We start from the raw sequence: 23,990 nt of genomic DNA on the forward strand, positions 1-23,990 counted from the left end.
CTACGACTGCAACGGCCAGGCCAACCAACGCTTCAGCCTCAACTGACCCGCCATGTCGCCGGTGGTCGAACGGCCACCGGCGGCATCTTCAACGGCAACGGCCACGACTACGTCACCGCGGCCGACCGGTACGGCCTCATCGTCGTGCTGTCCGAGGCGACGCGCAGCGGCAACTACTTCGACCTGTCGACGTCGGCGGCCCTGCGACGTAACGGCGGCAGCGACTCCACCGGCATCATGTCGATGGTCGCCTACACCCGCGCGAACCACCCGATCGACGCCTCGCAGCAGCGACAACGCCTTACGTCCACCGTCCGCGGCCGCGCGGGGAGCGTGGTGTAGTCGGCGGCGTCGTTGAGCGCGCCGGGGATGATCAGGATGTCCGGGCCGGTGCCGGTGGTGTGGTAGCTGATCGTGGTGCCGTCGGTGGAGTGGACGGTGCGCACGGTGGGCGTGGCGATCATGGTAAGGAAGGGCAGGGCCTTTGCGTAGTCGGTTGGCGGATGGCTGAGCTGGGCATATCCGGGTGTCTGTGTCGGGTCCGGGATGATGCAGGGCATGCGCGATCAACGCCGTTGCGCTCCGCGTTCGACCTGCCGAGCTCGGTCCCGTTGCGTCAGCAGTCGTAGCGACCGTTGGCGGACGTCGACGTAGCGCTCGTGCACCTCCGGGGTACCGGCGGTGGCTACCTCCTCGGCCGCGACAGGCCAGTGCGGCGGCTCGGCACCGCCGGACAGCGCCCAGGCCGCCTGACGTGCCGCGCCGAGCGCAACGTACTCGCCGGGGCTCGGCACGCTCACCGGCGCGTCGAACAGCGCCGGCGCGACCGCCCGTACCGCGCGGGACTTGGCCGCGCCGCCGATCAGCAGCACCCGGTTGACCGGGGTGCCCTGGGCGCGGAGCGCGTCGAGGGCGTCGGCGAGGCCGCCGAGCATGCCCTCCACCGCGGCCCGCGCCAGGTTCGCCGGCGACGCGTTCGCCCGGGTCAGCCCGGCGAGCAGACCGCGCGCGTCGGGCAGGTTGGGGGTACGTTCTCCGTCCAGGTACGGCAGGAGCGTCAACCCGCCCGCGCCCGGCGGCGCCGAGAGCGCCAACTCGTCGAGCTCGGCCAGCGACAGGCCCAGCAGGTCGGCGACCGTGCCCAGCACCCGGGCCGCGTTGAGCGTGCACACCAGCGGCAGGAACCGGCCGGTCGCGTCGGCGTAGCCGGCCACCAGCCCGCTCGCGTCGGCGGTCGGAACCTCGCTCACCCCGAACGCGCACCCCGAGGTGCCCAGTGACACCACCACGTCGCCGGGGCGCAGGCCGACGCCCAACGCCGCGGCCATGGTGTCACCGGTGCCGGCGGCGAGCACCGCGCCGGACGCGGTCTCGCCGACCGTCTCGGCGGGCCCGGCGACCCGGGGCACCGCCAGGTCCCGGCCGAAGGCGAGCTTCACCAGGTCCCGGCGGTACTCCCCGGTCGCCGGCGACCAGTACCCGGTACCGGAGGCCTCGCCGCGGTCGGTCGTCGGCTCGCCCCCGTCTGCGCGCAGCCGGTGGGTGAGCCAGTCGTGCGGCAGCAGCACTGTGGCGGTCCGGGCCGCGAGCTCCGGCTCGGCGCGGGCGAACCAGCGCAGCTTGGTGACCGTGAAGCTGGCCACCGGCACCAGCCCGACCGCGTCGGCCCACGCCTGCGGGCCGCCGAACTCGTCGGTGAGGTCGACCGCGGCGCGCGCCGAGCGGGTGTCGTTCCACAGCACAGCGGGACGCACCACTTCGCCGGCCTCGTCGAGGCAGATCATGCCCTGCTGCTGCCCGCCGACGCCGATCGCGGCGATACCGTCCAGCAGCCCGGCGCTGGCCTGCTCGTACGCGGCCCACCACAGGCGCGGATCGGCCTCGGTACCGTCGGGGTGCGGCGCGCGGCCCTCGCGGAGCACCTCGCCGGTGTCCGCGTCGCACACCACGACCTTGGTCGACTGGGTCGACGTGTCGACCCCGGCAACCAGGGTCATCGCACGCCCAGCAGGTGTTCCATAGTCAGTTGATCGAGACGCTCGAACGCCATGCCTGCGGCTTCGACCGGGTCGAGGGGGGCTCGGGTGGCGTCACCGAAGTCGTCGCGGGCGGACCAGCCGACCGTCCACAATCCCAACGAGAACTTGTGCTGCGGAGTAGGCGTGAAGCCACTCATGGCGGTGCCTCCGTTGTTCGCGGTTGAACCGACCTTACCCACACCAACCGGTTAGTTCAATATCCTTCCAAACCCCGTCTGGGCGTTGCCGATCCGAAAGATCAGGCACGGAAGACCCACCCGGCAGTACGTCTCGGAGTGCTGCAACGATCGCCCGATGCTGATGGTCCAGAACGGCACGGCGCCCGCCGTGACGAGCGGTGGCCTCAGTCCACGCCGGGCGAGCCCGTCGAGTATCTCGACGGCGAGGGTCCACTTCGGACGGTGCCCCTCTCCGGTACCGCCGACTTCCGGCGTCGCCGCGCTGCCTCAGTCACGCCCCCACATCGACCTCAGCATCAGTCGGCGCGGCCGGTGCCGCGGCCCGCCGGGCGTTGCTCAACGTCCTGCGCTGCTTGGCTTTGGCCGCCTTCACCGCCGCCGGGCTGGCCTTGACCGCATCCCACGGCTCCGGCAGGAACAACCGCCAGTCCAGGGGCATGACGCGGTATCGGTGGCCGCGTGGACGCTCACCCCGATCTGACAGTTGGCGACCTCCCGAGCGTGCCGGAGTACTGCCGGGCCACACCTGACGAGCCGATGCCGTCCTTCGGGAACCCGGTGTTGTCGATCACCCACGCGGCCGGCTGGACGAGGTCGACCGCCCGAACGGCCAGCCGCGCCCGCACCGCCGCCGTGTCCCACGTCGACGTCGTCACGACCTGCTGCAACCCGGGGGTCTTGACCTACCGACCCGACCGCTCCCGCGCGAAGCTGGTCTTTCAAACGAAAGCCGGCAGCTACAACACCGAAAGCCGAAACTGTCGGCCCGGGTTCGGGAGCCGAGCAGCAGCCCGGTAAACCCGCCATGGCCGCGGTTGCTCACGACGACGAGCCGTGCCCGCCGCGACCGGTCGCATAGCACGTCCGCCGCGTCGCCGGCGATGCCGTGGAACTCCCACGACACCTTCGGATGCCGCTGTCCCGCCGCAGCCACGTGCGCGGTCGCCGCTTCCGCCAGGGCACGGTGGGTCTCGGCCGTGTCGTACAGCAGCGGGGGCAGGCCCACGGCCGGCGGCCCGATCGGCCTCTCGATCGCCCGGACCGCGACCACGTCGCACTGCTGGCGGGCGGCCTCGGCAAGGCCAGCTCCAGCGCGGCATCGGCGGACGGCGACTCGTCGACACCGACGAGCACGCCACCGGACAGGTCGGGCCGGCCGCGAACGACCGCGACCGGGCAGGTGGCGTACACGGCCACCTGCTGGGCGACCGAGCCGAGCATCGCGCCGACGGCGTGGTGCCGGCCACGGGCGCCGACGACCAGCAGCGCCGCGTCGGCGCCGGCCCGGACCAGGACATCGGCACGGTGCCCGAGCACCGCCTCCGTGGTCACGCCGAGGCCCGGCTCGCCCGCCTCGGCGTCGCGGGCTACGTCGGCGGCGAGCATCTCGGCCAGCTGCTGCGCGGTCTCGGCGAGGTCTGCGCGCGGCATGAACATCGCCGGCACCTGCCAGTGGTAGGCGAGCACGACCCGCAGCGACGTGCCGCGCCGCTGGGCAGCGGCGGCGGCCCAACGCGCTGCCTCCAGCGACGGCGTCCCGCCGTCCACGCCGACCACGACCTGACCGCTCGTCATCACACGCCCTCGCCGATGGTTCTTCGCTCGGTGACGGTGACGGTGTCGGAGGCGGGCCGACGCGGACTGACCGGTGGCTCGGCTGTCTGTGCCAGCCCGAACCGCAGCACCAGCTGCGGTTGGCCGGGTGGCTGTAACAGGCTGCGGACCAGCGCTCGTGCGCCCGGGATTTCGATGACGTCACTCATCGGCGATCCCACCAGGCCCTGCGTGGTTGCCGTCAACCAGACCGCGCTGGTCGCCTCACCGGCGACCAGCCAGTCCACCGGCTCGTCGCTGACGGTGGCGACCACGAGGTAGACCGCGTCGGTGTCATCGCCGGTACCGGGCGGCAGCGCGGCTTCGTCGCCGAGGCCGAAGTCGCGCAACGGCACCGGCCGGTCGGCCGCCCCGGCCACCGTGCCAACCGGAACCCCGTCGGGTGCGTCCGCGCCGCGGTGCGTCCACCGGTGCAGCTCTGCGGCGGCACGCGCATCATGCGCGCCGACCGTGTGCGCGCCCTGGGCGGCATAGCCGAGGTACACCACGTCCTGCTGCTGCAACGGGTGCAGCCGAGCACCCTCGGCCTCAGCGGCTACCCGCAGTTGGGTGAGCACTTCGTCGGGCACCGGCATGCCGTCGGCGAACAGGCGCCGGTCCGTGTGCCGCAGCCGCATACTGCGGTACGCCGCCAGCCGTTCCTCCGTCGCAGGCCGCGCCCGGCGGTCGCGGATCCGGGCCAGCAGCGACGGCTGTCCCGCGTCCGGCATCCGGTCCACGGCTGGCTCGTAGCCGGCTGCGGCCAACGAGACCCGGGCGTGATGCAGCGCAATGCCACAACTGAGGATCATCAGCCGCCCGTGCGGGTCGACGTCCGGCAGCCGCCGGTCGGCATCGGCGTACAGGTCGAGCACGTCGTCGTACACCTGCCAGCGCCACGGCTGGGTGTTGAGGATCGACGGGGCCAGCCGAGCGTCCTGCGCCGCCTGATGCAGCACCGTGGTCACTGCGCGGTCCTCCTCGGCTCAGCTCGACACGTGTGGCGTGTCCGGCGTCAGGTGCCCTGCCCGGCCGTGCACGCTTCACGCACAGGACAGTGCGAAATCACCTCCGCCTTCCAGCATCGCCGTCGTCGGCCGACCGGTTGCCGGAGGCACCGTGCAGAGAGAAGCACCGTTGTCCGGCGGAGGGAATGTGCGACGGCCCACAGGTACGGGCCGGGGACCTGGCAGGAACCAGAGCATCGGTGGGGGCGTGCCGGAGCTGGGTCAGCTGTCCGCGACCGCCGGCCGGGAACTCGCCGGCGAGTTGCAGTCGTGGCGAGCGAAGTTCCCGGAGGCCCATGTGGAGGTCCATGCGCGTCGCGGATCTCCGGTGCCGGTGCTGCTCGAGGAGGCGCAGGCTCATGGTGATGCTCGGTGCCCGTGGCCGACGAAGCCTCCAGGGGCTGCAGCTCGGTGCGGTGACGCAGCAGATCCTCGAACACGCGACGGAACCAGTGCTCATCGCACGGCACGGCTGACCCGGTCCAGGGCGCGAAGACACACCAGACGAAGCGCTATCGGATCACCCGCCGTGCGCCGGCCTCATCCGGGTGCCGGGCGGTGCGCGAGCCGCGCGGTGAACCAGTTCCCGCTCAGGCCTGTCATCGCGGCCAGGGCGTCGCATTCCTGCAGCAGCCGGCCGCCGCCGCCGATCACAGCAAGCCGGCCATGAGGTGCGCGGCGTGGTCGTCGGTCACCGGCCGGAAATCGGTGTAGTGGTCGCCGAGGGTCGCGTCGTCGTCGACCGTGTCCAGGACCACCACCTCGTTGGCTGCCGCACGGAGCCGGTCCGCGCTCGACCGGGTCGCGGTCGGGACGGCGAGCACCAGGTGCGACGCGCCGGCTGCCCGGACGGCACGGCACGCGGCGAGCGCGGTCGCACCGCTGACCATCGCGTCGTCGACGATGACGACGCGACGGCGGGCCAGCGGCTGTGCCGGCCGGGCGGTTCGCAGCTGCCGGGCACGGTCGCCCCGACCGGTCCGGGCGCGGCGTTCCTCGGTCGCGAGCTCGTCGGCGTCGATGTCTGCGGCGGCAAGCACCGACGGGTTGACGGCCAGGGCGCCGCCGGGGCCGACAGCGCCCATGGCCAGCTCCGGCTGGAGCGGCACGCCCAGCTTCTGCACGACCATCAGGTCGAGCGGCAATGCCAGGGCGTCGGCGACCGCCATGGCGACTGGGACACCGCCACCCGCGAGGCCGAGGACCACCTCGGGCGGGCGCTGACGGCGCAGGCGCTCGCCCAGGCGACGGCCCGCCTCGGCGCGGTCGGTGCAGTGCATGGTGCCTGTCCCTTCGGTGGGGTCGCTTCCCTCCGGTAGGTTCGCTGCCTGCGGCCTACCCGGACGCGGCCGGTGCGTGCCGGTGGTGCGGGGTGAAGCCGGGTGAGCCTGCGCGAACCGCCCGCCGGCCTGCGGTGGCCGGGACTTCGGTGCACGGGGTGGTCGGCCCGGTCTGGAGGCGCGGTGCGCAGGGTGGTGGGAACGCGACGCCGGGTGGCGCGCCGCATCGAGGTCGGAGGCGTGGTGCAGGGTGCCGGTTTTCCCGGCCGTTCGTCTATTGCCTCGGCCGGGAACTGTGCCTGGACGGCCGGGTGCGCAACGACGGCGGTCTGGTGGGGGAAGCGGCCGTCGTCCGGCTGCGTTCCGCAAGCGCCGACCGGCCGAACCGTTCGCCGTGATGGCGGCCGACCTGGCCGCTGCGCGCCGCATGGCGCAGGTGGACTCGATGGAGGCGGGCCTGCTGGCGTCCGTCCCGCGTCCGATCGTGCTGCTGCGCGCCCGCCCGGGCCGCCCCGGGCCGTCTCCTGGTGGACCGCGTGGCGCCCGGCGCCGCCCGGCTCGGGACTGTTCCTGCCCGTCACTGCATCACCTGCTCCTGCACGATCTGGGCCGGCCGCTGGTGGTCACCAGGGGAAACCTCGCCGACGAGCCGATCGCGATCGACGAAGCGGCGATGCCGGCCCGCACGCTCGGCAGGCTCCCCGGATGCCTGGTTGTGTACGCCGTCGAGGCCCTCAACACGGATTCGGCGCACACCTGTGGCCACCAGGTCGACATCGCCGCCGACCTGGTGGCCGAGCAGGTCGCCGCCGAGGCCCGGGCAGTGAGCCGGCACGCCGGGACCAAAGTCCCTGAACGATCGCCGCCGCGACGGGGAGGGTTGGGATGAGAGGCCCCGCACCTGCGGACTCAGGAAGGAGGCGATGACGATGTCGACGATCACTGCGACGCCTTTGGCGCCCACACCGACAACCGACACCGCCGACACAGCGCTGCGCACGGCGTGCACAGAGCGGCGGATCACGGCGCTGACGGCCGCGGTCGTGCTGCTACTCGATCAGGCCACGACCCCGGCCCAGCGGGACGCTGCGGACATCGCCCGCGCGGCGCTACGCGAGGTCGGCCTGCCGTCCGGCTGAGCGCACGAACGTAGTCCCGAACTCAGGAGGAGCGATGCACGCCAAGGACATCATGAGTACCCCGGCGCGCACGGTGCGTGCTGATGCGCCGGTCGCGGCGGCGGTGGAACCGCTCGAACGGCAGTCGATCACCGCGGCCCCGGTCGTCGACGAGCGCGACGTGCTCGTCGGGCTGGTCAGTGAGGGGGATCTGCTGCGGCAGGAGGCGTCCGGCGCTGCGACGGCGCCGGACGCGGCCACGCGACGGGTGCGCGATGTGATGTCGGGCCTGCCGGTGATGGCGTGGCCGGACGCGGACGTCGCCGACCTGGCCGCGGTCATGGTCAGGCAGGATGCACACACCGTCCCGGTCGTCGTCGACCATCACGTCGTCGGCGTAGTCAGCCGCTGCGACGTGCTGCGGACGCTGCTGCCGACCGACGACGCCGCACAGCGTGAGGCCCAGCACCGGCTCGACGTCTACGCGGACGGGCAGCGCCGGTGGCCGGTGAGCGTCCACGACGCTGTTGCCACCGTCGACGGCAGATTCGACGACGACACGGAGCGCGCGGTCGTGGAGGCGCTGGTGCGGACCACGGCGGGTGTCACGTCGGTACGTGCCGCAACGCCGTCCGACTGAGCACGTTCGGCCCGCGGCAGGGCCGCGAGCAACAGAGTTGACGGGCCCGGACCGCGATCTCAGTGGTCTGCGGGGCTGGACGAGGCCCATCCCACGGCGTCGTCGAGTTCGTCGTACCCGAAATGCTGCACCTCGGCCCGCACGAAGTGCTTCGCGAGGTGCGGCAGCAGGTCGGCGAGCTTGCTGTCGGCCGCCAACGCAACCCTGGCGGCCCACCCCGCGGCTGGTCGACCGTGGGCTCTGTGGCAGGGCGGCCGTGGGCTGCGGGCCGGAGCCCGCGTCAGTGACGGGCCACCAGCACCGGTGCGGGCGCGTGGTCGAGGACCTGCTGCGTGACCGAGCCGAGGCGTAGGGCGCCGAAGCCGCCCGTGCCGCGAGGGCTGAGCACGACCATGAGCGCGGCACGCGCCTCGGTGAGCAGCACGGGCACGGTCGGGCCGTGAACGCTGCGAAGTTCCACCCGCACCAGCGGATGCTTGCTCCGCCACTGCTCCAGGTCCGCCACCAACGCCCGATGCACGTCGTCGGCGATCCGTTCGAGCCGGTGGCTGCGCCCCCAGTGGTGCGGTGCCTCCTGCCAGGCCCGGACCGCAACCAGATCCACCTGCCGCGAAGCTGCCTCCGCGAAGGCGAGCTCGATGGCGCGCTGGGCGTGGGCGGAGCCATCAGTACCTACCAGGACCGGCCCGTGGCGCGGCAATGGGACGGCCGGGTCGGCCCACCGCTGGGCGCCGTGGACGACGAGGACCGGGCAGTGCGCGTGGGCTGCCAGCTGCTCGCCCACAGCTCCCTCCGGCACAGCGTGGAAGCCGTCGGCGCTGCGGCCGGCCACCACGACGAGGCTGGCATGGACCGATTGTTCGACGAGGACCCGGGCCGCCCCGCCGTACCAGGTGCACGTGGTGACGTGCAGGCCAGGGTGCCAGCTCCTGGTGTCGACCGCGGCCCGCACCGCCAGTTCGTGTTCGTCAGGCGCCTGCCCGGACGCTCCGGCCGCGTCCACAGCGTGGACGATCCGCAGCGGCTGGTGCAGCCGTACCGCCTCGTCCGCGGCCCAACGAACCGCGCCGAGACTGGCCGGCGTGTCCTCCACACCGGCGATCACCGGCCGGTCGGTGCCCGTCACGTCGCCTCCCTCGCTACCTGACCACGGCCACCGGACAGGCGGCGTGGCGGATGACCGTCTGGCTCACCGAGCCCAGCAGCAGACCGGCGAACCCGCCGCGGCCGCGGGAGCCGACGACGAGCAGTTCGGCACCCGCGGACAGCTCCGTCAGGACGGCGGCGGGCCGGCCCAGCACAACCGAGTGCCGGACGTCGACGTCGGAGTACTTCCCGGCCCATCCGGCCATCGATTCGGCCAATACCCGCCGTTCTTCGGCACGCAGGTCGTCGGGGTCGTAGACCAACGGCTGCATGTCGCCGGGGGCGGCGGACGCCGGCCACTGGTATGTGTGTACTGCTGTCAGGCCGGTATCGCGGAATGACGCCTGCTCGAACGCAAACTGCAGCGCCCGATCGGCGTCGTGTGAGCCGTCGACGCCGACGACGATCCGGCCAGCCTCGGGGCCTGCCGGCCGGTCCTCGTGGCGGACGATGACGACCGGACATGCCGCATGGGTTGCCAGCTCGATACCGACGGAGCCCAGCAGCAGGCCGGTGAAGCCGCCGTGGCCGCGGTTGCCGACGACGACTACGGCGGCGTGCTGGGAGGCGGCGACGAGGGCCGCCGCCGGCAGTTGCAGTTGCAGGTCTGTGCGCACCTCGAGCCCTGGTGCGACCGTCTGGGCGCGGGCCGCGGCCTCGGCGAGCGTCCGCTCGGCGGCTTCCTGCACCCCCTGCTCGTACGGCGCGGGCACCGGGCCGGCCATCGGTGCATACACGGTCGGCCAGGCGAACGCATGCACGATGTCGAGCCGGTACCGTCGCTGCAGGGCGACGGTGGCGGCCCAGGTCACAGCCTCGAGCCCTGCTCGGGAGCCGTCAGCACCGACAACGACGATCCGATCATCGTTCACCGTGAACCCCCTTGCCGCACGGCTACCGCGTCCCGGCGAGCTACCCGGCGGCGGTGGATGTAAGCCCAGAGGTTGCCAGTTTCGGCGGTCGTGGCTGAGCGGTGTTCTCCCGTCTCCGTCGGACTACTACTGCGACAGCGTGTCGGACGGCGCACCTGCCAGCTGTGGCGGCACCAGTGGACGGACCGGCCCATGGCTGTTCTACGGTAGTGGGACCTTCAAGAGTGAGCGGCGGCCTGGATGACGGATGCGGTCCCATCGGAAATGGTCGGTGTGGGTGATCATGCGTGTCTGACATTCACCGATGCCGAGGAGCGGATGGACCTGATTGCCGCGTTTGTCCGTGACGGGTTGCGCGCCGGGTCGAAGGTGGTGTGCTGGACCGACACGATCGGTCCGGAGGCCCTCGCCGCGCACCTCACGGCTCGTGGGGTCCGGCCGGGGGCGGCGTTGCGTCGTGGCCAGTTGCGACTGGCGCCGGTTACGGGGGCGCTGCTCGGCGGCGGTACGGCCACCGCGGCCGGGATGGTCGACGTCCTCGCCCGGGAAGTCGACGCTGCCGGTGGGGAGGGCTACGCGGGGCTGCGGGTGACCGCCGATATGAGCTGGGCGACCCGGCCCTTCGTCGCCGCCGAGGAGCTGCTGGATTTCGAGTCGGCGGTCGCCGAGCTGCTCGGCGATGGCCGGCTGTGCCTGATCTGCCAGTACGACCGGGACCGCTTCGACGCCGTCACCCTCGCTTTCGCCGCGAAGGCCCATCCCAAGACCGTCGCGGCCCAGGTGTACTTCGAGCATCCACTGCTGCGCATCTGCCGCCAGTACAGCCCACCTGGCGTCCGCATCGCCGGGCAGCTGGACTACCGGCATCGCGATGTACTCGAACAGGCCCTCACCGAGTCACTGCGGCTGGACCGGCACATGCACCTCAACCTGTCTGGGCTGGAGTACATCGACGGGGCGTGCGCCGGGGTGATCGTGGCGACCGCGGTTCGGCTGCCGGCGTCGCGGCGGATGACCGTCACCTGCCGGCGGGCGGTCGGTACCGTCCTGCAACTCGTCGGTGCGAGTGCCGCACCCCGACTGCGGGTACAGCGAGCTCATGAGCAGCCCTGATCCGGCGGTGGACACCTCCGCGTGGCGGCCGGGCGGTGCTGCGCCGGGGGCGGTCGACGTGGATCAGACCTTCGACGTCGACGGCCTGTACGGGCTCCGCGCCACCCTTGCCGCCCACGCCAGCCGGCTCGGCGCTGACGACGAACAGATCGAGCACCTGCTGTTGGTCGCCAGCGAGCTGGCGACCAACGCGATCATCCATGGCGGCGGCACGGGCCAGCTGCGACTGTGGCACCACGACACCGTCCTGTACTGCCAGGTTACTGACCAGGGCCCCGGCATCCTCGATCCAGCTGGCGGCAGCACCATGCCCGACCCGACCCGCAGCGAGGGAGGTCGCGGCTTGTGGATCTGCCGCAACCTCACTGCCGAACTGTCTGTCGACGTCGGCCCGGATGGCCGGGGCACCACGGTCACCGCCACACTACCGAGTCGGGCGACCGGACACGGGCACGGCAGCCGATAGCCGGCGGCCTGGCGAGATGAGGTCCAAGCGTCAGGAGCATGAACGGGTGTGTCGGGACACGGGCTCGGGCGTGTCGGTCACAACCGTGGCGTGTTTCGGCCCGAACCACCGACGAGGGACACGTCGTCGAGGGTGAACACCCACGGTCGCGCTCTCGGCGATCGGTTCGTACGCCATTCGCGCTGCTTCCCCACGCCCGAACCGACGAAACCTCGCCATGTCGCCCACGGACCGCGGCGATCACGGGCTGCCGAATCCGCCGCCTCCGGGTGTCTCGATCACGAGCACGTCACCCGGCTGTACGTCGACCGAGTCGCACCCGGCGAGGTGGACGAAGCTGCCGTCGGCCCGTTCCACCCGGTTGGCTCCCAGCACGCCGGGTGAGCCGCCGGTGAGACCGTACGGCGGCACCCGCCGGTGGCTGGACAGGGTGCTGACCGTCATCGGCTCGCGGAACCGGATGCGGCGCACCGCTCCGTCGCCGCCCCGCCATCGGCCGGCGCCGCCACTGCCGCGCCGGATGGCGAACTCGTCGAGCAGCACCGGGAACCGCCATTCGAGCACCTCGGGGTCGGTCAACCGGGAGTTCGTCATGTGGGTCTGCACCACCGAAGCCCCGTCGAACCCGTGGCCGGCGCCGGAGCCGGAGGCGACGGTCTCGTAGTACTGGTGGCGTTCATTGCCGAAGCTGACGTTGTTCATCGTCCCGGATCCCTCGGCCTGGACGCCAAGGGCGGCATACAGCGCGCCGACGATCGCTTGCGATGTCTCGACGTTGCCGGCGACCACGGCTGCGGGGTAGACCGGTGCGAGCATGGAACCGTCGGGCACCACGATGTGCAGTGGGCGTAGGCAGCCGTCGTTGAGCGGGATGTCGTCGGTGACCAGTGTCCGGAAGACGTAGAGCACCGCTGCGGTGATGACCGACGAGGGCGCGTTGAAGTTCGTTTCCAGCTGCGGTGAGGTGCCGGTGAAGTCGATCGTCGCGCTGCGGTGGATGCGATCCACGGTGATTCGCACCGAGATCATCGCGCCGGAGTCCATCTCATAGCGGTATTCGCCGTCGGTGAGGGCGTCTACGACCCGGCGTACCGCCTCCTCGGCGTTGTCCTGGACGTGCCGCATGTAGGCCTGCGCCACGTCGAGGCCGAAGTGGTCGATCATCTTGCCCACCTCTTCGACGCCTTTGGCGTTCGCAGCGATCTGCGCGCGCAGGTCGGCCAGATTGGTCGCCGGGTTCCGGGACGGGTACGGCGCTTCGGTGAGCAACCGCAGCGTCTCCTCCTCGCGGAACCTGCCGTGCTCCACCAGCAGCCAGTTGTCGAACAGCACCCCCTCCTCATGAACGTCGCGGCTGGTCGCGGGCATAGAGCCAGGAGTGAGTCCGCCGATCTCCGCGTGGTGGCCGCGGGATGCCACGTAGAACAGGATCTCCGGCCGCGCGGCGCCGAAGACGGGGGTGATGACGGTGACGTCGGGCAGGTGGGTGCCACCGTGGTACGGATCGTTGATCGCGTACACGTCCCCGGGTTTCATCCACTGGCCGCGGCGGCGGATGACCTCCTTGACGCTGACGCTCATCGAGCCGAGGTGGACCGGGATGTGCGGGGCGTTGGCGATGAGATTCCCGTCCGGGTCGAACAGCGCGCATGAGAAGTCCAGCCGCTCCCGGATGTTCACCGACTGCGCTGTCGACTCCAGCCGGGCACCCATCTGCTCAGCGATCGACATGAAGAGGTTGTTGAAGATCTCCAGCCGCACAGGATCGACCCGGGTCGCCGCGGCGGACGTCTCTGCGTCCGGCTGTACCCGTTCCATGAGCAGATGGCCGAACTCCGTCACCGCGGCCTGCCAGCCGTCGTCGACGACTGTGGTCGCGTTCGTCTCGGCCACGATCGCCGGGCCGCTGATCGTGTCGCCAGGACGCAGGCGTTCCCGCTCGTGGAGCGCGACCTCACGCCATACCCCGCCTGTGTACAACGCTGCCGTGGTGACCGGCGTCGCAGCAGCACCGGCTTCGTTCGACGTGCTGGTGGGTTCGCCCAGCCGGGAGAGGTCCGGCGGCTCGGTCAGCCCGACTGCCTCGACCGAGACCGCCTCGGCGATCAGCGGCCGGTCCATCAGGAATGAATACGTACGCCGGTATGCCGTCTCGAACGACGCCACCATGGCGTCAAGATCGGTGAGTTCGACCGGCACCGCGGTGTCGGTGCCGTCGAAGCGCAGGTGCACGCGCCGGTTGACCCGGATCCGCCGGGTCGGCACGTCCTCGTCGAGCAGCTCTGAGCACGCGGCTGCCTCCAGGGTGTCCGCGACGTCGGTCAACCGTCGCATCGCCGCGGGCTCCAACCGGGCCTCCACCGACTGTTCGCGCATGGCGGTCGTGTCGGCGAAGCCGATGCCGAGGGCGGACAACACGCCCGCCATCGGCGGTACGAGCACGGAGCGGATACCCAGCGAGTCGGCCACCGCGCATGCGTGTTGCCCGCCGGCGCCGCCGAATGTGGTGAGCACGTACTCGGTGACGTCACGGCCCTTCTGCACCGAGATCCGCTTGACCGCGTTGGCCATGTTGGCGACCGCGATCTGCCGGTACCCTTCGGCGACCTGCTCGGATGTGCGCTCGTCGCCGGTCTGCTGGGCGATGATCGCCGTCAGGTCGGCGAATCGCCGTCGCACCACGTCGGCATCCAGCGGCTGGTCGCCGTGCGGACCGAAGACCCGAGGAAAGGTTGCGGGCTGGATCTGGCCGAGCAGCACGTTGGCGTCGGTGACGGTGAGGGGCCCGCCGTTGCGGTAACAGGCCGGACCCGGGTCGGCCCCGGCCGAGTCCGGCCCGACCCGGTAGCGGGTGCCGTCGAAGTGCAGGATCGAGCCGCCTCCCGCGGCGACGGTGTGGATATCGATCATCGGCGCGCGCAGCCGCACGCCGGCGATCTGGGTGTGGAACACCCGCTCGTACTCGCCGGCGTAATGCGACACGTCGGTGGAGGTGCCGCCCATGTCGAAGCCGATCACCTTGTCGAAGCCGGCCAGCTGCGACATGCGAACCATGCCGACGATGCCACCGGCCGGACCGGACAGGATCGCGTCCTTGCCCCGGAAATGCCCGGCCTCAGCCAGACCACCGTTGGACTGCATGAACATCAGGCGTACGTCGTGCAGTTGCTCCGCCACCGCCTCGACGTAGCGGCGCAGCACCGGCGACAGGTACGCGTCGACGACCGTGGTGTCGCCACGCGGCACCAGCTTCATCAACGGGCTCACCTCGCTGGAGCACGAGATCTGGTCGAAGCCGATCCGCTCGGCCAGTTTCCCGATTTCCCGTTCGTGCGTGGGGTACAGGTGGCTGTGCAGACAGAGCACTGCGGCCGCGCGGATGCCATCATCGTGCGCACGCTGCAGATCGGTGGCGAGCCGTTCGACATCCGGTGCACACAGGACCGTGCCGTCTGCCAGCGTCCGCTCATCCGCCTCGATCACGCGTTCGTACAACATTTCCGACAGTACGATGTGCCGGTCGAAGATGCGTGGCCGGTTCTGGTAGCCGATGCGCAGCGCATCACCGAAGCCCTTGGTGATGACCAGTACCGTGCGTTCGCCCTTGCGCTCCAGCAGTGCGTTGGTGGCGACCGTGGTCCCCATCCGCACCACCTCGACCTGGTCGGCCGGGATCGGCGCCGTGCCGGGGATGCCGAGCAGCGCCCGGATTCCCGCAACCGCCGCGTCCTCGTAGCGTGCCGGGTTGTCCGACAACAGCTTGTGTGTCACCAGCCGGTCGTCATCCGGCGTCCGGGCGACGATGTCGGTGAACGTGCCACCACGGTCGACCCAGAACTGCCAACGCCCACCTGCCACCCGGATCCCCTCCCTCTGCGGTCGTGCGGACCTTCAGGATCAGGTCGTCGGTCACCAAACGGTGCTGACCGCCGCCGACACCTTCGGCCGTTGCCTCTCCGGTCCACTGCGCAGCGGCCGAACCGGTCGGCCGCATCTCGTCCGCGCCGGCGCGCTCTCGATCGACCTCACCGACCCCATTCACTCCGCGGTGGTGGTGACACATCGCCGGAACGTCCTCAATGACGCGGTGTGGCAACCGATCCTCGACCAGATCTCGTTGACGGGTCCGCCCTGAGCGCACGCTGTGCCCTGATGTCAGACAGGATCCCCATGGACGGCCAGCACTGCGTGCCGGGCCATCGAAATCGCGTGCTCAGCGCATCGCATGTAATACCTGCAGGCCAGGGAAGCGTCCAGTGCGGCGTCTACATGGACAGTGCCCGGGTCATGCAGCAGCAGCTGGTAGAGCAACCGCCGCAGCCGATGCATCTCGGCGTCGTCCGCGCCCATCCCCGCCTCCGTAGCGGCCTGCGCCGACCCTACGGCGCTGCCCGCGATGGCCATCATCTCCACGCAGACCCGACCCATGCTGCACACCGTGGCCTGTACTTCGGTCGGCATCGTCGGCCTCGACGGCCGCGACCCGGCGATCTCAGCCAACCGCCGCACCAGTTCTCCGACGCATTCCGCGTCAGCGTTGATCTGTGCGGCGACGACAATGGTCCGCAGGGCGGTGTCCGATGGCTCGACGCGGGTCTCCTCGATCGCCAACGCCTGATCCTCGACCGCCTGACGCTGCGCGAAGAGCGCCTTCTCGACATCCGGCAGGCGGCTCCCGGCAGGCGGATCGTGGTCGCAAAGGGCTGCGGCGGCGTGCTCCAGCGCGATCCGCGAGAGGTCGATCACCTCGATCAGCTGGCCGCTCAGCCCGCTGAATTCCTGACGATTCCGCACACCAGGCTCCTGCTGGATGGTCGTAACGCCACACCGTCACCTGCGCTGCGTGCCGGCACCGGCGCAGGGCGCACCACCGCCGGGCAGTGCCGTTGCTGAACGGGTCCCTGACGCCCGGGTTCGGCGTGGCGTCGGCCCACACCGCGACTCTACCCGGAGGTCGGGCCGTCACGGGCCGGAAGCTCGAGCCGCGATGAGGGTTGGACCGCCCGGGTGGGGTGACGGGGCAAGGACTTTCGGCACTGGGCGCTGTGACGCGGAATGGAGATCGTGGACTGGAGGGAGGTGGGATCCATGCCGGACCGCATCACGGCCGACCCGCACGGTGGGCCCGAGTCGCGCCTTGCGCGGCTGTGGGCCGCCCGGGAGGTCATCCTGTTCGCCGCGGTGACCCTGCTGCTCCTCGCCGGGACAGCGGCCGCTGTCGCGGGCGCGGGGGAGTGGGCTTCGGCGGTGTGGGCCGGGGCGACGCTGCTCGGGCTGGCCTACTCGACGATCACCATCGCGGTGGCACTGCGCCGCCACCAGCCGTCGGTGGACGTCATCGCGTGGCTGGCGCTGGCCGGTGCGCTGCTGGTCGGTGAGCCGCTCGCGGGAGCGGTGATCGCGGTGATGCTGTTCACGGGCAGCGTCCTGGAGGTGCGCGCGTCGGCTCGGGCCCGTCGGGAGCTCAGCCGCTTGGCCGCCGGCGCACCGCGCACCGCGCGCCGCGAAGGGCCGGACGGCGTGGACGAGATCCACGTGGATCGAGTCGCGGTCGGTGACCGGCTGCTGGTCGGTGCCGGTGAGCTCGTGCCGGTCGACGGAAGACTGCTCGACGGCGGTGTGTTCGACGAGTCGGCGCTGTCGGGTGAGTCGGTGCCGGTCGATCGTCGCGCGGGCGACGCCATCCGCAGCGGTGTCGTCAACGCCGGTTCGGTGACGCGGATGCTGGCCACCGAGACCGCCGCCGAATCCACCTACGCCGGCGTGGTGCGCCTCGTCGAGCAGGCCCAGGCGAGCAGCGCGCCGTTCGTCCGCATCGCCGACCGGTTCGCCCTCGCCTTCGTCCCGCTCACCCTGCTGGCAGCCGGACTGGCCTGGGCGATCTCAGGTCAGGCCATACGCGCGGTGGCCGTGCTCGTCGTGGCGACCCCGTGCCCGCTGCTGCTGGCCGCCCCGATCGCGATCATGTCGGGGCTGTCCCGGGCGGCCCGGCACGGCGTGATCCTCAAAGGCGGCGCCGCCCTCGAACGGCTGGCCGCCGGGCGGGTCCTGCTGTTCGACAAGACCGGCACCCTGACCCGCGGACGACCCGTGCTGACCGACGTGGTCACCGCCGGCGACGTGCCCGCTGACGAAGTGCTGCGGCTGTCCGCCTCGCTCGACCAGGCGTCGGCGCACGTGCTGGCAGCCACCATCGTCACCGCCGCCCGTGACCGCCGGTTGGCGCTCTCACCGGCGTCCGGTGTCCACGAACGGCACGGCTTCGGCATCGAAGGCACGGTGGACGGTCACCCGGTACGCCTCGGCAAAGCCGCCTGGATCGTCGACGGCCCGGCCCCGGACTGGGTGCGCCGGGCGCGGCGTCGCGCCGCGCTGGACGGCTCGCTGACCGTGTTTGCGGCGGTCGACGGCCGGCCCGCCGGTGTGCTGTTGCTCGCTGATCCGCTCCGGCCCGACGCACCGCGGATGATGCGGACCCTGCGCGATGCCGGCATCGACCGTACGGTGCTGGTCACCGGTGACCGGGCCGACATCGCCGAGACCGTGGGGCGCATCGTCGGGGTCGACGCCGTGTACGCCGACCGTGATCCAGCCGACAAGCTCGCCATTGTCCGCACCGAGCAGGACAAGGCACCGACGATCATGGTCGGTGACGGGGTCAATGACGCCCCAGCGCTGGCCGCCGCAGGTGTGGGCGTGGCCCTGGCGGCGCGTGGCGTCACCGCCTCGGCCGAGGCCGCCGATGTCGTGCTCACCGCCGATCGCGTCGACGGCCTCGCCGACGCGATCCTCATCGCCCGGCGCAGCCACGGCATCGCCCGCCGCGCAGCAGTGCTCGGCATGGGCTTGTCGCTGGCGGCGATGGTCCCGGCCGCGGCCGGGCTGCTGACGCCGGTGGCAGGGGCGATCCTGCAGGAGGTGATCGACGTCGCCGCCATCGGCCTTGCGTTGACCGTCCTGCTGCCGGGGCGTACCCACACCGTCACCCTGCCGGCCGCCGACCTCGCCGCAGCCCAGCGACTGTACGAGCAGCATACCGCCATCCGGCCGCTCGTCGAACAGATCCGCGCCGTCGCCGACGACCTCTCGATCACCGAACCCGACCTCAGGCCCCTGCGCGAGCTGCTGGAACGTCTTGAAGCCGACCTGCTCCCGCACGAGCGCGCCGAGGAGGCCCAACTGCTGCCGATCATCGCCCGCGCCCTGGGCGGTCCCGACCCGACCGGGGCGCTCAGCCGCACCCACGCCGAGATCGAGCACCAGGTCCGCCGGCTGCGCCGCGCGGCGCAGGATGTCGGCGACCGGCCGGAGCCTGAGGAGGCCACCGACCTGCGTGCCGGTCTTTACGGCCTGTACGCCATCATGCGCCTGCACAACGCCCAGGAAGAGGAGAACGCGTTCAGCCTCATGCCCCCGGCGACCGTCGGGACCTGACCTACGGCGGCCGTCGCGGTGATGAGCGCCGGCGGCGGCAGCCCGTCCGCGACGGACCGGCACCGGCCCCACTTTCCGCGCTGATGCGCGCTCCAGGCCACCAACGCCCGTATCACCCTGACGCGGCGAGGTGCCGAGGAACAGGATGAGTGGCCCGAATCGGCCTTCGTTCTGGCGTGTATTCGGACGAGACTTGAACCACGATCCGCTACTGGGTCGGCCGAGGTGGCAGGTGTTCGGAGTATGCAGACGTTCGGAGCGCGGGTGGCGCACCGTATCGAGGTCCGTGGGACGGTGCAGGGCGTGGGCTTCCGGCCGTTCGTTTGTCGTCTCGGTAGCGGGCTGGGGCTCGACGGATGCGTCCGCAACGACGGTGGCGTCGTGGTAGTTGAGGCGGCCGGCTCCTTCGAGGCGATGCAAGCGCTCGCCGCACGGCTGCGTACCGACGCCCCGGCCCAGGCCCGGGTGTCCGGCGTGCGGGTGAGCGACCTGAACGGATCCGCGCCGGCGCCGGGCACCGGCTTCCGGGTCGTTCGGTCGACCTGGCGGCGCCCGGTGGGCACCGGGGCGGAGGTCAGCCGGATTCCCCCGGATCTCGGCACGTGTGACCGGTGCCTGGCGGAACTGTTCGATCCGGGCGATCGCCGGTACCGCTACGCCTTCCTCAACTGCACTGACTGCGGCCCACGGGCGACGGTCATCGACGCTCTGCCGTATGACCGGATGCGCACAACGATGCGGCGCTTCGACATGTGCGCCGCCTGCGCGGCTGAGTACGCCGACCCGACCGACCGTCGGTTCCATGCCGAGCCGATCGCCTGCCCGGCGTGCGGCCCGCGGCTGGTGTGGCACACCACGGACCACGACCGTGGGGCGGACGGCGCCAGCGGCGAGGACGCGCTCGCTGCGGCGGAGACGCTCATCCATCGTGGCGGTGTCGTCGCACTCAAAGGGCTGGGCGGCTACCAACTCGTGTGCGATGCCACCGACCAGGCGGCCGTAGCCCGCCTGCGCATCCGCAAGCACCGACCGGCGAAGCCGTTCGCCGTCATGGTGGACGGCCTGGCCGCGGCGCGACGGCTGGCCCACGTCAGCGAGGCCGAGGCAGCGCTGCTGACCTCGGTCGCGCGTCCGGTTGTCCTGCTCGCCCGGCGACCGGATCATCCGATGTCCGGCTTCGTCGCGCCGAGCGTGCCCCGGATCGGGCTGTTCCTGCCCAACACGCCGCTGCATCACCTGTTGCTCGCCGATCTGGCTCGCCCGCTGGTGGTCACCAGCGGCAACGTGTCGGACGAACCGATCGCGATCGACGACGCCGACGCCCGGCAGCGGCTGGCCGGGCTGGCCGACGGATTCCTCGGCCACGACAGGGCGATCCGGTCCCGGTACGACGACTCGGTCACCCGCGTCGTCGCCGGGCGGCCATCGGTCGTGCGCCGGGCCCGCGGCTACTCGCCGGAGCCCATCGACCTTCCGGTGGCCGCGCCGGAGCCACTGCTCGCCGTCGGCGGCCAGCTCAAGCACACGTTCACGTTGGCCCGTGGCGGCACCGCGATCGTCGGTCCGCACACCGGCGACCTGGAACAACAGGCCACGATGCAGGCGTTCGAAATGAACCTCGCGCAGCTGTCCCGCGTCGTGGGTGTCACGCCCCGCGTCGTCGCGCACGATCTGCACCCGGGGTACCTGTCGACGCAGTACGCCAAAGCACTGCCGGTACAGGGCCGGATCGGTGTGCAGCACCATCACGCGCATGTCGCGTCGTGCGCCGCGGAGCACGGCATCACCGGCCGGTACATCGGCGTCGCGTACGACGGGCTGGGTCTCGGCGACGACGGCACCCTGTGGGGCGGTGAGGTGCTCGTCGCCGACCTCATCTCGTACCGGCGGGTTGCACGGTTCGGCTGTGCGCCGCTGCCCGGCGGCGCCGCCGCGGTGCGGCGACCGGCCCGTATGGCGTTGGGTTACCTGTTCGGCGGTGAGCTGCTGGACGAGCGTTCAAGCGGGGCGGTTCTCCGCGCCGCCGGGCCGTTCCTGAGGCGGTTGCCGGAACGTGAGGTGGCGATCGTGCGGCGGATGGTCGCGCAGGGCGTCAACTGCCCGGTCGCGTCGAGCGCCGGCCGGCTCTTCGACGCTGTCGCCGCGCTGCTCGACCTCCGCGACGATGCGACGTACGAGGGTGAGGCGGCGGTCGCGCTGGAGGCGCTCGCGGCCGGCTGCCCGGCCGCGCCCGAGCTGCCGTGGCGTCTCGTGACGCGGGACGACCTGATCGTGTACGACCCCACGACCACCCTGCTGGCCCTGCTCGAGGCGTTACACGACGGTGCCGACCGCGGGTTCCTCGCCGCCGGTTTCCACGCCACGGTCACCGCTGTGACGGTGGCCGTCTGTGCCGAGGTCGCCGCGCGGTACAGGCTGCGCACCATCTGCCTGTCGGGTGGGGTGATGCAGAACCACCTGCTCGTGGAAGCCGTCGTCGACGGGTTGTCCGGCGCCGGGCTGGAGCCGCTGGTCAACGAGCGGGTACCCGGCAACGACGGCGGTATCAGCTACGGCCAGGCGGCGGTCGCCGCCGCCCGGATCCGGATGGATGCGAGGGGATGATCCGGATGTGTCTCGGTGTACCCGGCCGGATCGTGGCCGCCGACGACTCGGGCGGCCTGCCCATGGGCACGGTCGACTTCAGCGGGGTGGAACGTGAGGTCTGCCTCGCCTATGTCCCGGAGGCGCGGGTGGGCGACTACGTGATCGTGCACGTCGGGTTCGCCATCAGCCTCGTGGACGAGGCCGAGGCCCAGCGAACCCTGGAGATTCTGCGGGCGATGGGCGACGCGCTGGAGCAGGAGCTCGCTCCCGAGCGTGCGCTCGGCTCGGCGCCCGCCGAGAGGACAACGTCGTGAAGTATGTCGACGAATACCGTGATCCGGCGCTCGCGCGGCATCTGTTCGCCGAGATCAAGGCGGCGGTCACACAACCGTGGACGCTGATGGAGGTGTGCGGCGGCCAGACACACACCATCGTGCGGCAGGGCATCGACGAACTCCTGCCGAACGGGGTGCGGATGATCCACGGACCGGGCTGCCCGGTCTGCGTGACGCCGCTCGAGCTCATCGACAAGGCGCTCGCGATCGCCCGGCGCGACGAGGTCGTCTTCGCCTCCTACGGGGACATGCTCCGCGTGCCGGGCAGCGACACGGATCTCCTGGCACTGCGCGCCCGCGGCGCCGACGTCCGCGTGGTCTATTCACCGCTCGACGCGGTCCGGATCGCCGCCGACCGTCCCGACCGCGAGGTGGTGTTCTTCGCCGTCGGTTTCGAGACCACCGCGCCGGCCAATGCCATGGCGGTCCTTCGGGCCCATCAGCTCGGGCTGCCCAACTTCAGCATGCTGGTCAGCCATGTGCTGGTGCCGCCGGCGATGACGGCGATCCTCGACGCGCCGGACTGCGAGGTGCAGGCGTTCCTGGCCGCCGGGCACGTCTGCGCGGTCATGGGATGGACGCAGTACGAGCCGATCGCGGACCGCTACCACGTGCCGATCGTGGTGACCGGGTTCGAGCCGCTCGACCTGCTCGAGGGCATCCTGATGGCCGTCCGGCAGCTCGAGGACGGTCGTGCGGCGGTGGAGAACCAGTACGCCCGCGCGGTGCGGCGCTCCGGCAACAGCGAGGCGCAGGACGCGATCCGACGCGTGTTCCGCATCGGCGACCGTGCCTGGCGCGGCATCGGCACCATTCCCGGCAGCGGCCTGATGCTCACCGAGGAGTTCGCCGGATACGACGCCGAGCCGCGCTTCGCCGTGGCCGGCCTGACCGCGCGGGAACACCCGGCCTGTATCGCCGGTGACATCCTCAGAGGGACACGCGTGCCGACCGACTGCTCCGCATACGGCACGCTGTGCACCCCACGCACCCCGCTCGGCGCGCCCATGGTGTCCACCGAAGGCACCTGCGCCGCCTTCTACAACGCGGGACGGCGCGTGCCGTCGGCAACAACCGCGGAGCTGCGATGACCACCGCCGACCCGACCCGTGGCGCGTGCCCGGTCCCGTTGGCCGAGGCCGAGAAGGTGCTGCTCGGGCACGGCAGCGGCGGTCAGCTGTCCGCGGAGCTGCTGCGCGACGTCGTAGTGCCGGCCCTCGGGCCCGCGGCCGCCGAGACCGTGCCGGAGGACGCCGCCGTGGTGGCCGTCGACGGCCTCGATCTCGTGATCAGTACGGACGCGTTCGTGGTCAGTCCGCTGTTCTTCCCGGGTGGCGACATCGGCATGCTGGCGGTGCACGGCACCGTCAACGACGTGGCGATGATGGGCGCGGTACCACTGGCGCTCGCGGTGGCGTACGTCATCGAGGAGGGATTCCCGGTCGCGGAGCTGCGGCGGGTCACCGCCTCGGTCGGCGCTGCCGCGGCGGCTGCCGGGGTGCAGGTCGTCACCGGCGACACGAAAGTGGTCGGGCGCGGTGCGGCCGATGGCCTGTTCGTGACCACGACCGGATTCGGGCGTCGGTTGCCCGGAGCCCGGGTGTCGGCCGCATTCGCCCGTCCCGGGGACGTCGTGCTGCTGTCCGGTCCGATCGGTGCGCACGGCACGACCATCCTGAGCACCCGGGAAGCGCTCGGGTTCGAGGCCGAGATCGCCTCCGACACCCGCCCGCTGCACCGGCTCGTCGCGGCGATGGTGGCCAGTGCGGGGCGGGCGATCCACGTCATGCGCGACCCCACCCGGGGCGGCGTGGCGTCGACGCTGAACGAGATCGCCGCGGCTGCCCGGGTCGGCGTCGAGATCGACGAAGCCGCAGTCACCGTACCGGCACCCGTCGCGGCCGCGTGCGAGCTGCTCGGCCTGGATCCGTTGCACGTGGCCAACGAAGGCTGCCTGGTGGCGGTGGTGGCACCTGAGATCGCCGAGGCGCTACTGGCCATGATCCGGTCGACACCCGAGGGACGGTGTGCGGTCCGACTTGGGTCAGTGGTGGAGGAGCACCCCGGCCGGGTGGTCATGAACACGCTCATGGGCGGCCGTCGCGTCGTCGACATGCTCGTCGGCGAGCAGTTGCCCCGCATCTGCTGACGTACCAGCTTCTGTCTTCGACAGGACCTTTGG

24 protein-coding genes and 2 pseudogenes are annotated in these 23,990 nt (G+C 71.5%); 13 read left to right on the forward strand and 13 right to left on the reverse strand.

Annotated features, from left to right (window positions below):
• A pseudogene (locus tag ABZS58_RS43430) lies at positions 1-342 on the forward strand (hypothetical protein); the annotation flags it as partial.
• Between the two features lie 224 nt (positions 343-566).
• Here ABZS58_RS43430 and xylB read toward each other — a convergent pair.
• The 7 genes and pseudogenes from xylB to ABZS58_RS43465 all read right to left on the reverse strand — a co-directional run bounded on the left by xylB (position 567) and on the right by ABZS58_RS43465 (position 4,698).
• A complete protein-coding gene (gene xylB, locus ABZS58_RS43435) occupies positions 567-1,997 on the reverse strand; it encodes a xylulokinase (RefSeq protein ID WP_354789904.1) in 1,431 nt (476 codons plus the stop codon).
• Positions 1,994-2,176: a hypothetical protein gene (locus ABZS58_RS43440; RefSeq protein ID WP_354789980.1), complete on the reverse strand. Its 183-nt coding sequence runs from the start codon at positions 2,174-2,176 to the stop codon at positions 1,994-1,996. The genes xylB and ABZS58_RS43440 overlap by 4 nt, the downstream gene beginning before the upstream one ends.
• Positions 2,177-2,489: 313 nt before the next feature.
• Positions 2,490-2,657 carry a hypothetical protein gene (locus tag ABZS58_RS43445; protein WP_354789906.1) on the reverse strand — a complete coding sequence of 56 codons (168 nt, stop codon included), beginning with the start codon at positions 2,655-2,657 and terminating at the stop codon, positions 2,490-2,492.
• 28 nt (positions 2,658-2,685) lie between these two features.
• Entirely contained in the window at positions 2,686-2,874 is a 189-nt protein-coding gene (locus ABZS58_RS43450) for a transposase (protein ID WP_354789908.1), read from the reverse strand.
• The gene (locus ABZS58_RS43455; protein ID WP_354789909.1) at positions 2,871-3,269 is read right to left on the reverse strand and encodes a universal stress protein; all 399 of its coding nucleotides are present in this window, start codon (positions 3,267-3,269) and stop codon (positions 2,871-2,873) included. The genes ABZS58_RS43450 and ABZS58_RS43455 overlap by 4 nt, the downstream gene beginning before the upstream one ends.
• A gap of 119 nt (positions 3,270-3,388) precedes the next feature.
• A pseudogene (locus ABZS58_RS43460) lies at positions 3,389-3,793 on the reverse strand (universal stress protein); the annotation flags it as partial.
• The gene (locus ABZS58_RS43465) at positions 3,793-4,698 is read right to left on the reverse strand and encodes a nitroreductase (protein ID WP_354789911.1); all 906 of its coding nucleotides are present in this window, start codon (positions 4,696-4,698) and stop codon (positions 3,793-3,795) included. The gene ABZS58_RS43465 and the pseudogene ABZS58_RS43460, both read right to left, overlap by 1 nt.
• A gap of 485 nt (positions 4,699-5,183) precedes the next feature.
• Between ABZS58_RS43465 and ABZS58_RS43470 the strand changes: the two genes are divergently transcribed.
• The gene (locus ABZS58_RS43470; RefSeq protein WP_354789977.1) at positions 5,184-5,294 is read left to right on the forward strand and encodes a universal stress protein; all 111 of its coding nucleotides are present in this window, start codon (positions 5,184-5,186) and stop codon (positions 5,292-5,294) included.
• Between the two features lie 174 nt (positions 5,295-5,468).
• Here ABZS58_RS43470 and ABZS58_RS43475 read toward each other — a convergent pair whose 3' ends face one another.
• A complete protein-coding gene (locus ABZS58_RS43475; protein WP_354789912.1) occupies positions 5,469-6,098 on the reverse strand; it encodes a phosphoribosyltransferase family protein in 630 nt (209 codons plus the stop codon).
• 397 nt (positions 6,099-6,495) lie between these two features.
• On the opposite strand from ABZS58_RS43475, the gene ABZS58_RS43480 reads away from it, so the two are divergent.
• The 3 genes from ABZS58_RS43480 to ABZS58_RS43490 are packed head-to-tail and all read left to right on the forward strand — an operon-like array spanning position 6,496 to position 7,856.
• Entirely contained in the window at positions 6,496-6,987 is a 492-nt protein-coding gene (locus ABZS58_RS43480; RefSeq protein ID WP_354789914.1) for a hypothetical protein, read from the forward strand.
• Between the two features lie 40 nt (positions 6,988-7,027).
• On the forward strand, positions 7,028-7,237 hold the full coding sequence (locus ABZS58_RS43485; RefSeq protein WP_354789916.1) for a hypothetical protein: 210 nt from the start codon (positions 7,028-7,030) through the stop codon (positions 7,235-7,237).
• A 34-nt stretch (positions 7,238-7,271) separates the two neighbouring features.
• Complete coding sequence (locus ABZS58_RS43490) at positions 7,272-7,856, forward strand: CBS domain-containing protein (protein ID WP_354789917.1); 585 nt, start codon at positions 7,272-7,274, stop codon at positions 7,854-7,856.
• 59 nt (positions 7,857-7,915) lie between these two features.
• Here ABZS58_RS43490 and ABZS58_RS43495 read toward each other — a convergent pair whose 3' ends face one another.
• The 3 genes from ABZS58_RS43495 to ABZS58_RS43505 form a co-directional block, all read right to left on the reverse strand.
• On the reverse strand, positions 7,916-8,053 hold the full coding sequence (locus ABZS58_RS43495) for an STAS/SEC14 domain-containing protein (RefSeq protein WP_354789919.1): 138 nt from the start codon (positions 8,051-8,053) through the stop codon (positions 7,916-7,918).
• Between the two features lie 83 nt (positions 8,054-8,136).
• Entirely contained in the window at positions 8,137-8,982 is an 846-nt protein-coding gene (locus tag ABZS58_RS43500; RefSeq protein ID WP_354789921.1) for a universal stress protein, read from the reverse strand.
• A gap of 13 nt (positions 8,983-8,995) precedes the next feature.
• Positions 8,996-9,874 (reverse strand): universal stress protein, encoded by an 879-nt coding sequence (locus ABZS58_RS43505; protein ID WP_354789923.1) that lies wholly within the window; start codon positions 9,872-9,874, stop codon positions 8,996-8,998.
• 264 nt (positions 9,875-10,138) lie between these two features.
• Between ABZS58_RS43505 and ABZS58_RS43510 the strand changes: the two genes are divergently transcribed.
• Positions 10,139-10,987, forward strand: coding sequence for an MEDS domain-containing protein (locus tag ABZS58_RS43510; RefSeq protein ID WP_354789924.1), 849 nt, complete (start codon positions 10,139-10,141; stop codon positions 10,985-10,987).
• 7 nt (positions 10,988-10,994) lie between these two features.
• Positions 10,995-11,453, forward strand: coding sequence for an ATP-binding protein (locus ABZS58_RS43515; RefSeq protein WP_354789925.1), 459 nt, complete (start codon positions 10,995-10,997; stop codon positions 11,451-11,453).
• 240 nt (positions 11,454-11,693) lie between these two features.
• On the opposite strand, the gene ABZS58_RS43520 is transcribed toward ABZS58_RS43515, so the two are convergent.
• Entirely contained in the window at positions 11,694-15,311 is a 3,618-nt protein-coding gene (locus tag ABZS58_RS43520; RefSeq protein WP_354789927.1) for a hydantoinase B/oxoprolinase family protein, read from the reverse strand.
• Positions 15,312-15,372: 61 nt separating this feature from the next.
• Between ABZS58_RS43520 and ABZS58_RS43525 the strand changes: the two genes are divergently transcribed.
• Positions 15,373-15,588 (forward strand): hypothetical protein, encoded by a 216-nt coding sequence (locus ABZS58_RS43525; protein ID WP_354789929.1) that lies wholly within the window; start codon positions 15,373-15,375, stop codon positions 15,586-15,588.
• Between the two features lie 20 nt (positions 15,589-15,608).
• Here the strand turns inward: ABZS58_RS43525 and ABZS58_RS43530 are convergent, their stop codons facing one another.
• Positions 15,609-16,247: a hypothetical protein gene (locus ABZS58_RS43530; RefSeq protein WP_354789930.1), complete on the reverse strand. Its 639-nt coding sequence runs from the start codon at positions 16,245-16,247 to the stop codon at positions 15,609-15,611.
• Positions 16,248-16,541: 294 nt separating this feature from the next.
• Between ABZS58_RS43530 and ABZS58_RS43535 the strand changes: the two genes are divergently transcribed.
• The 5 genes from ABZS58_RS43535 (at position 16,542) to hypE (ending at position 23,957) form a co-directional block, all read left to right on the forward strand.
• On the forward strand, positions 16,542-18,887 hold the full coding sequence (locus ABZS58_RS43535) for a heavy metal translocating P-type ATPase (protein WP_354789931.1): 2,346 nt from the start codon (positions 16,542-16,544) through the stop codon (positions 18,885-18,887).
• A gap of 243 nt (positions 18,888-19,130) precedes the next feature.
• The gene (gene hypF, locus ABZS58_RS43540; RefSeq protein WP_354789933.1) at positions 19,131-21,491 is read left to right on the forward strand and encodes a carbamoyltransferase HypF; all 2,361 of its coding nucleotides are present in this window, start codon (positions 19,131-19,133) and stop codon (positions 21,489-21,491) included.
• Positions 21,488-21,787 (forward strand): HypC/HybG/HupF family hydrogenase formation chaperone, encoded by a 300-nt coding sequence (locus ABZS58_RS43545; RefSeq protein WP_354789935.1) that lies wholly within the window; start codon positions 21,488-21,490, stop codon positions 21,785-21,787. Before hypF ends, ABZS58_RS43545 begins: the two co-directional genes overlap by 4 nt.
• Positions 21,784-22,899, forward strand: coding sequence for a hydrogenase formation protein HypD (gene hypD / locus ABZS58_RS43550; protein ID WP_354789936.1), 1,116 nt, complete (start codon positions 21,784-21,786; stop codon positions 22,897-22,899). Before ABZS58_RS43545 ends, hypD begins: the two co-directional genes overlap by 4 nt.
• Positions 22,896-23,957, forward strand: a complete 1,062-nt coding sequence (gene hypE, locus ABZS58_RS43555) for a hydrogenase expression/formation protein HypE (protein WP_354789938.1) — start codon at positions 22,896-22,898, stop codon at positions 23,955-23,957. Before hypD ends, hypE begins: the two co-directional genes overlap by 4 nt.
• Positions 23,958-23,990: the final 33 nt, after the last annotated feature.

The sequence above is a fragment of the Dactylosporangium sp. NPDC005555 genome, from assembly GCF_040605635.1.
Classification (GTDB): Bacteria; Actinomycetota; Actinomycetes; order Mycobacteriales; family Micromonosporaceae; genus Dactylosporangium.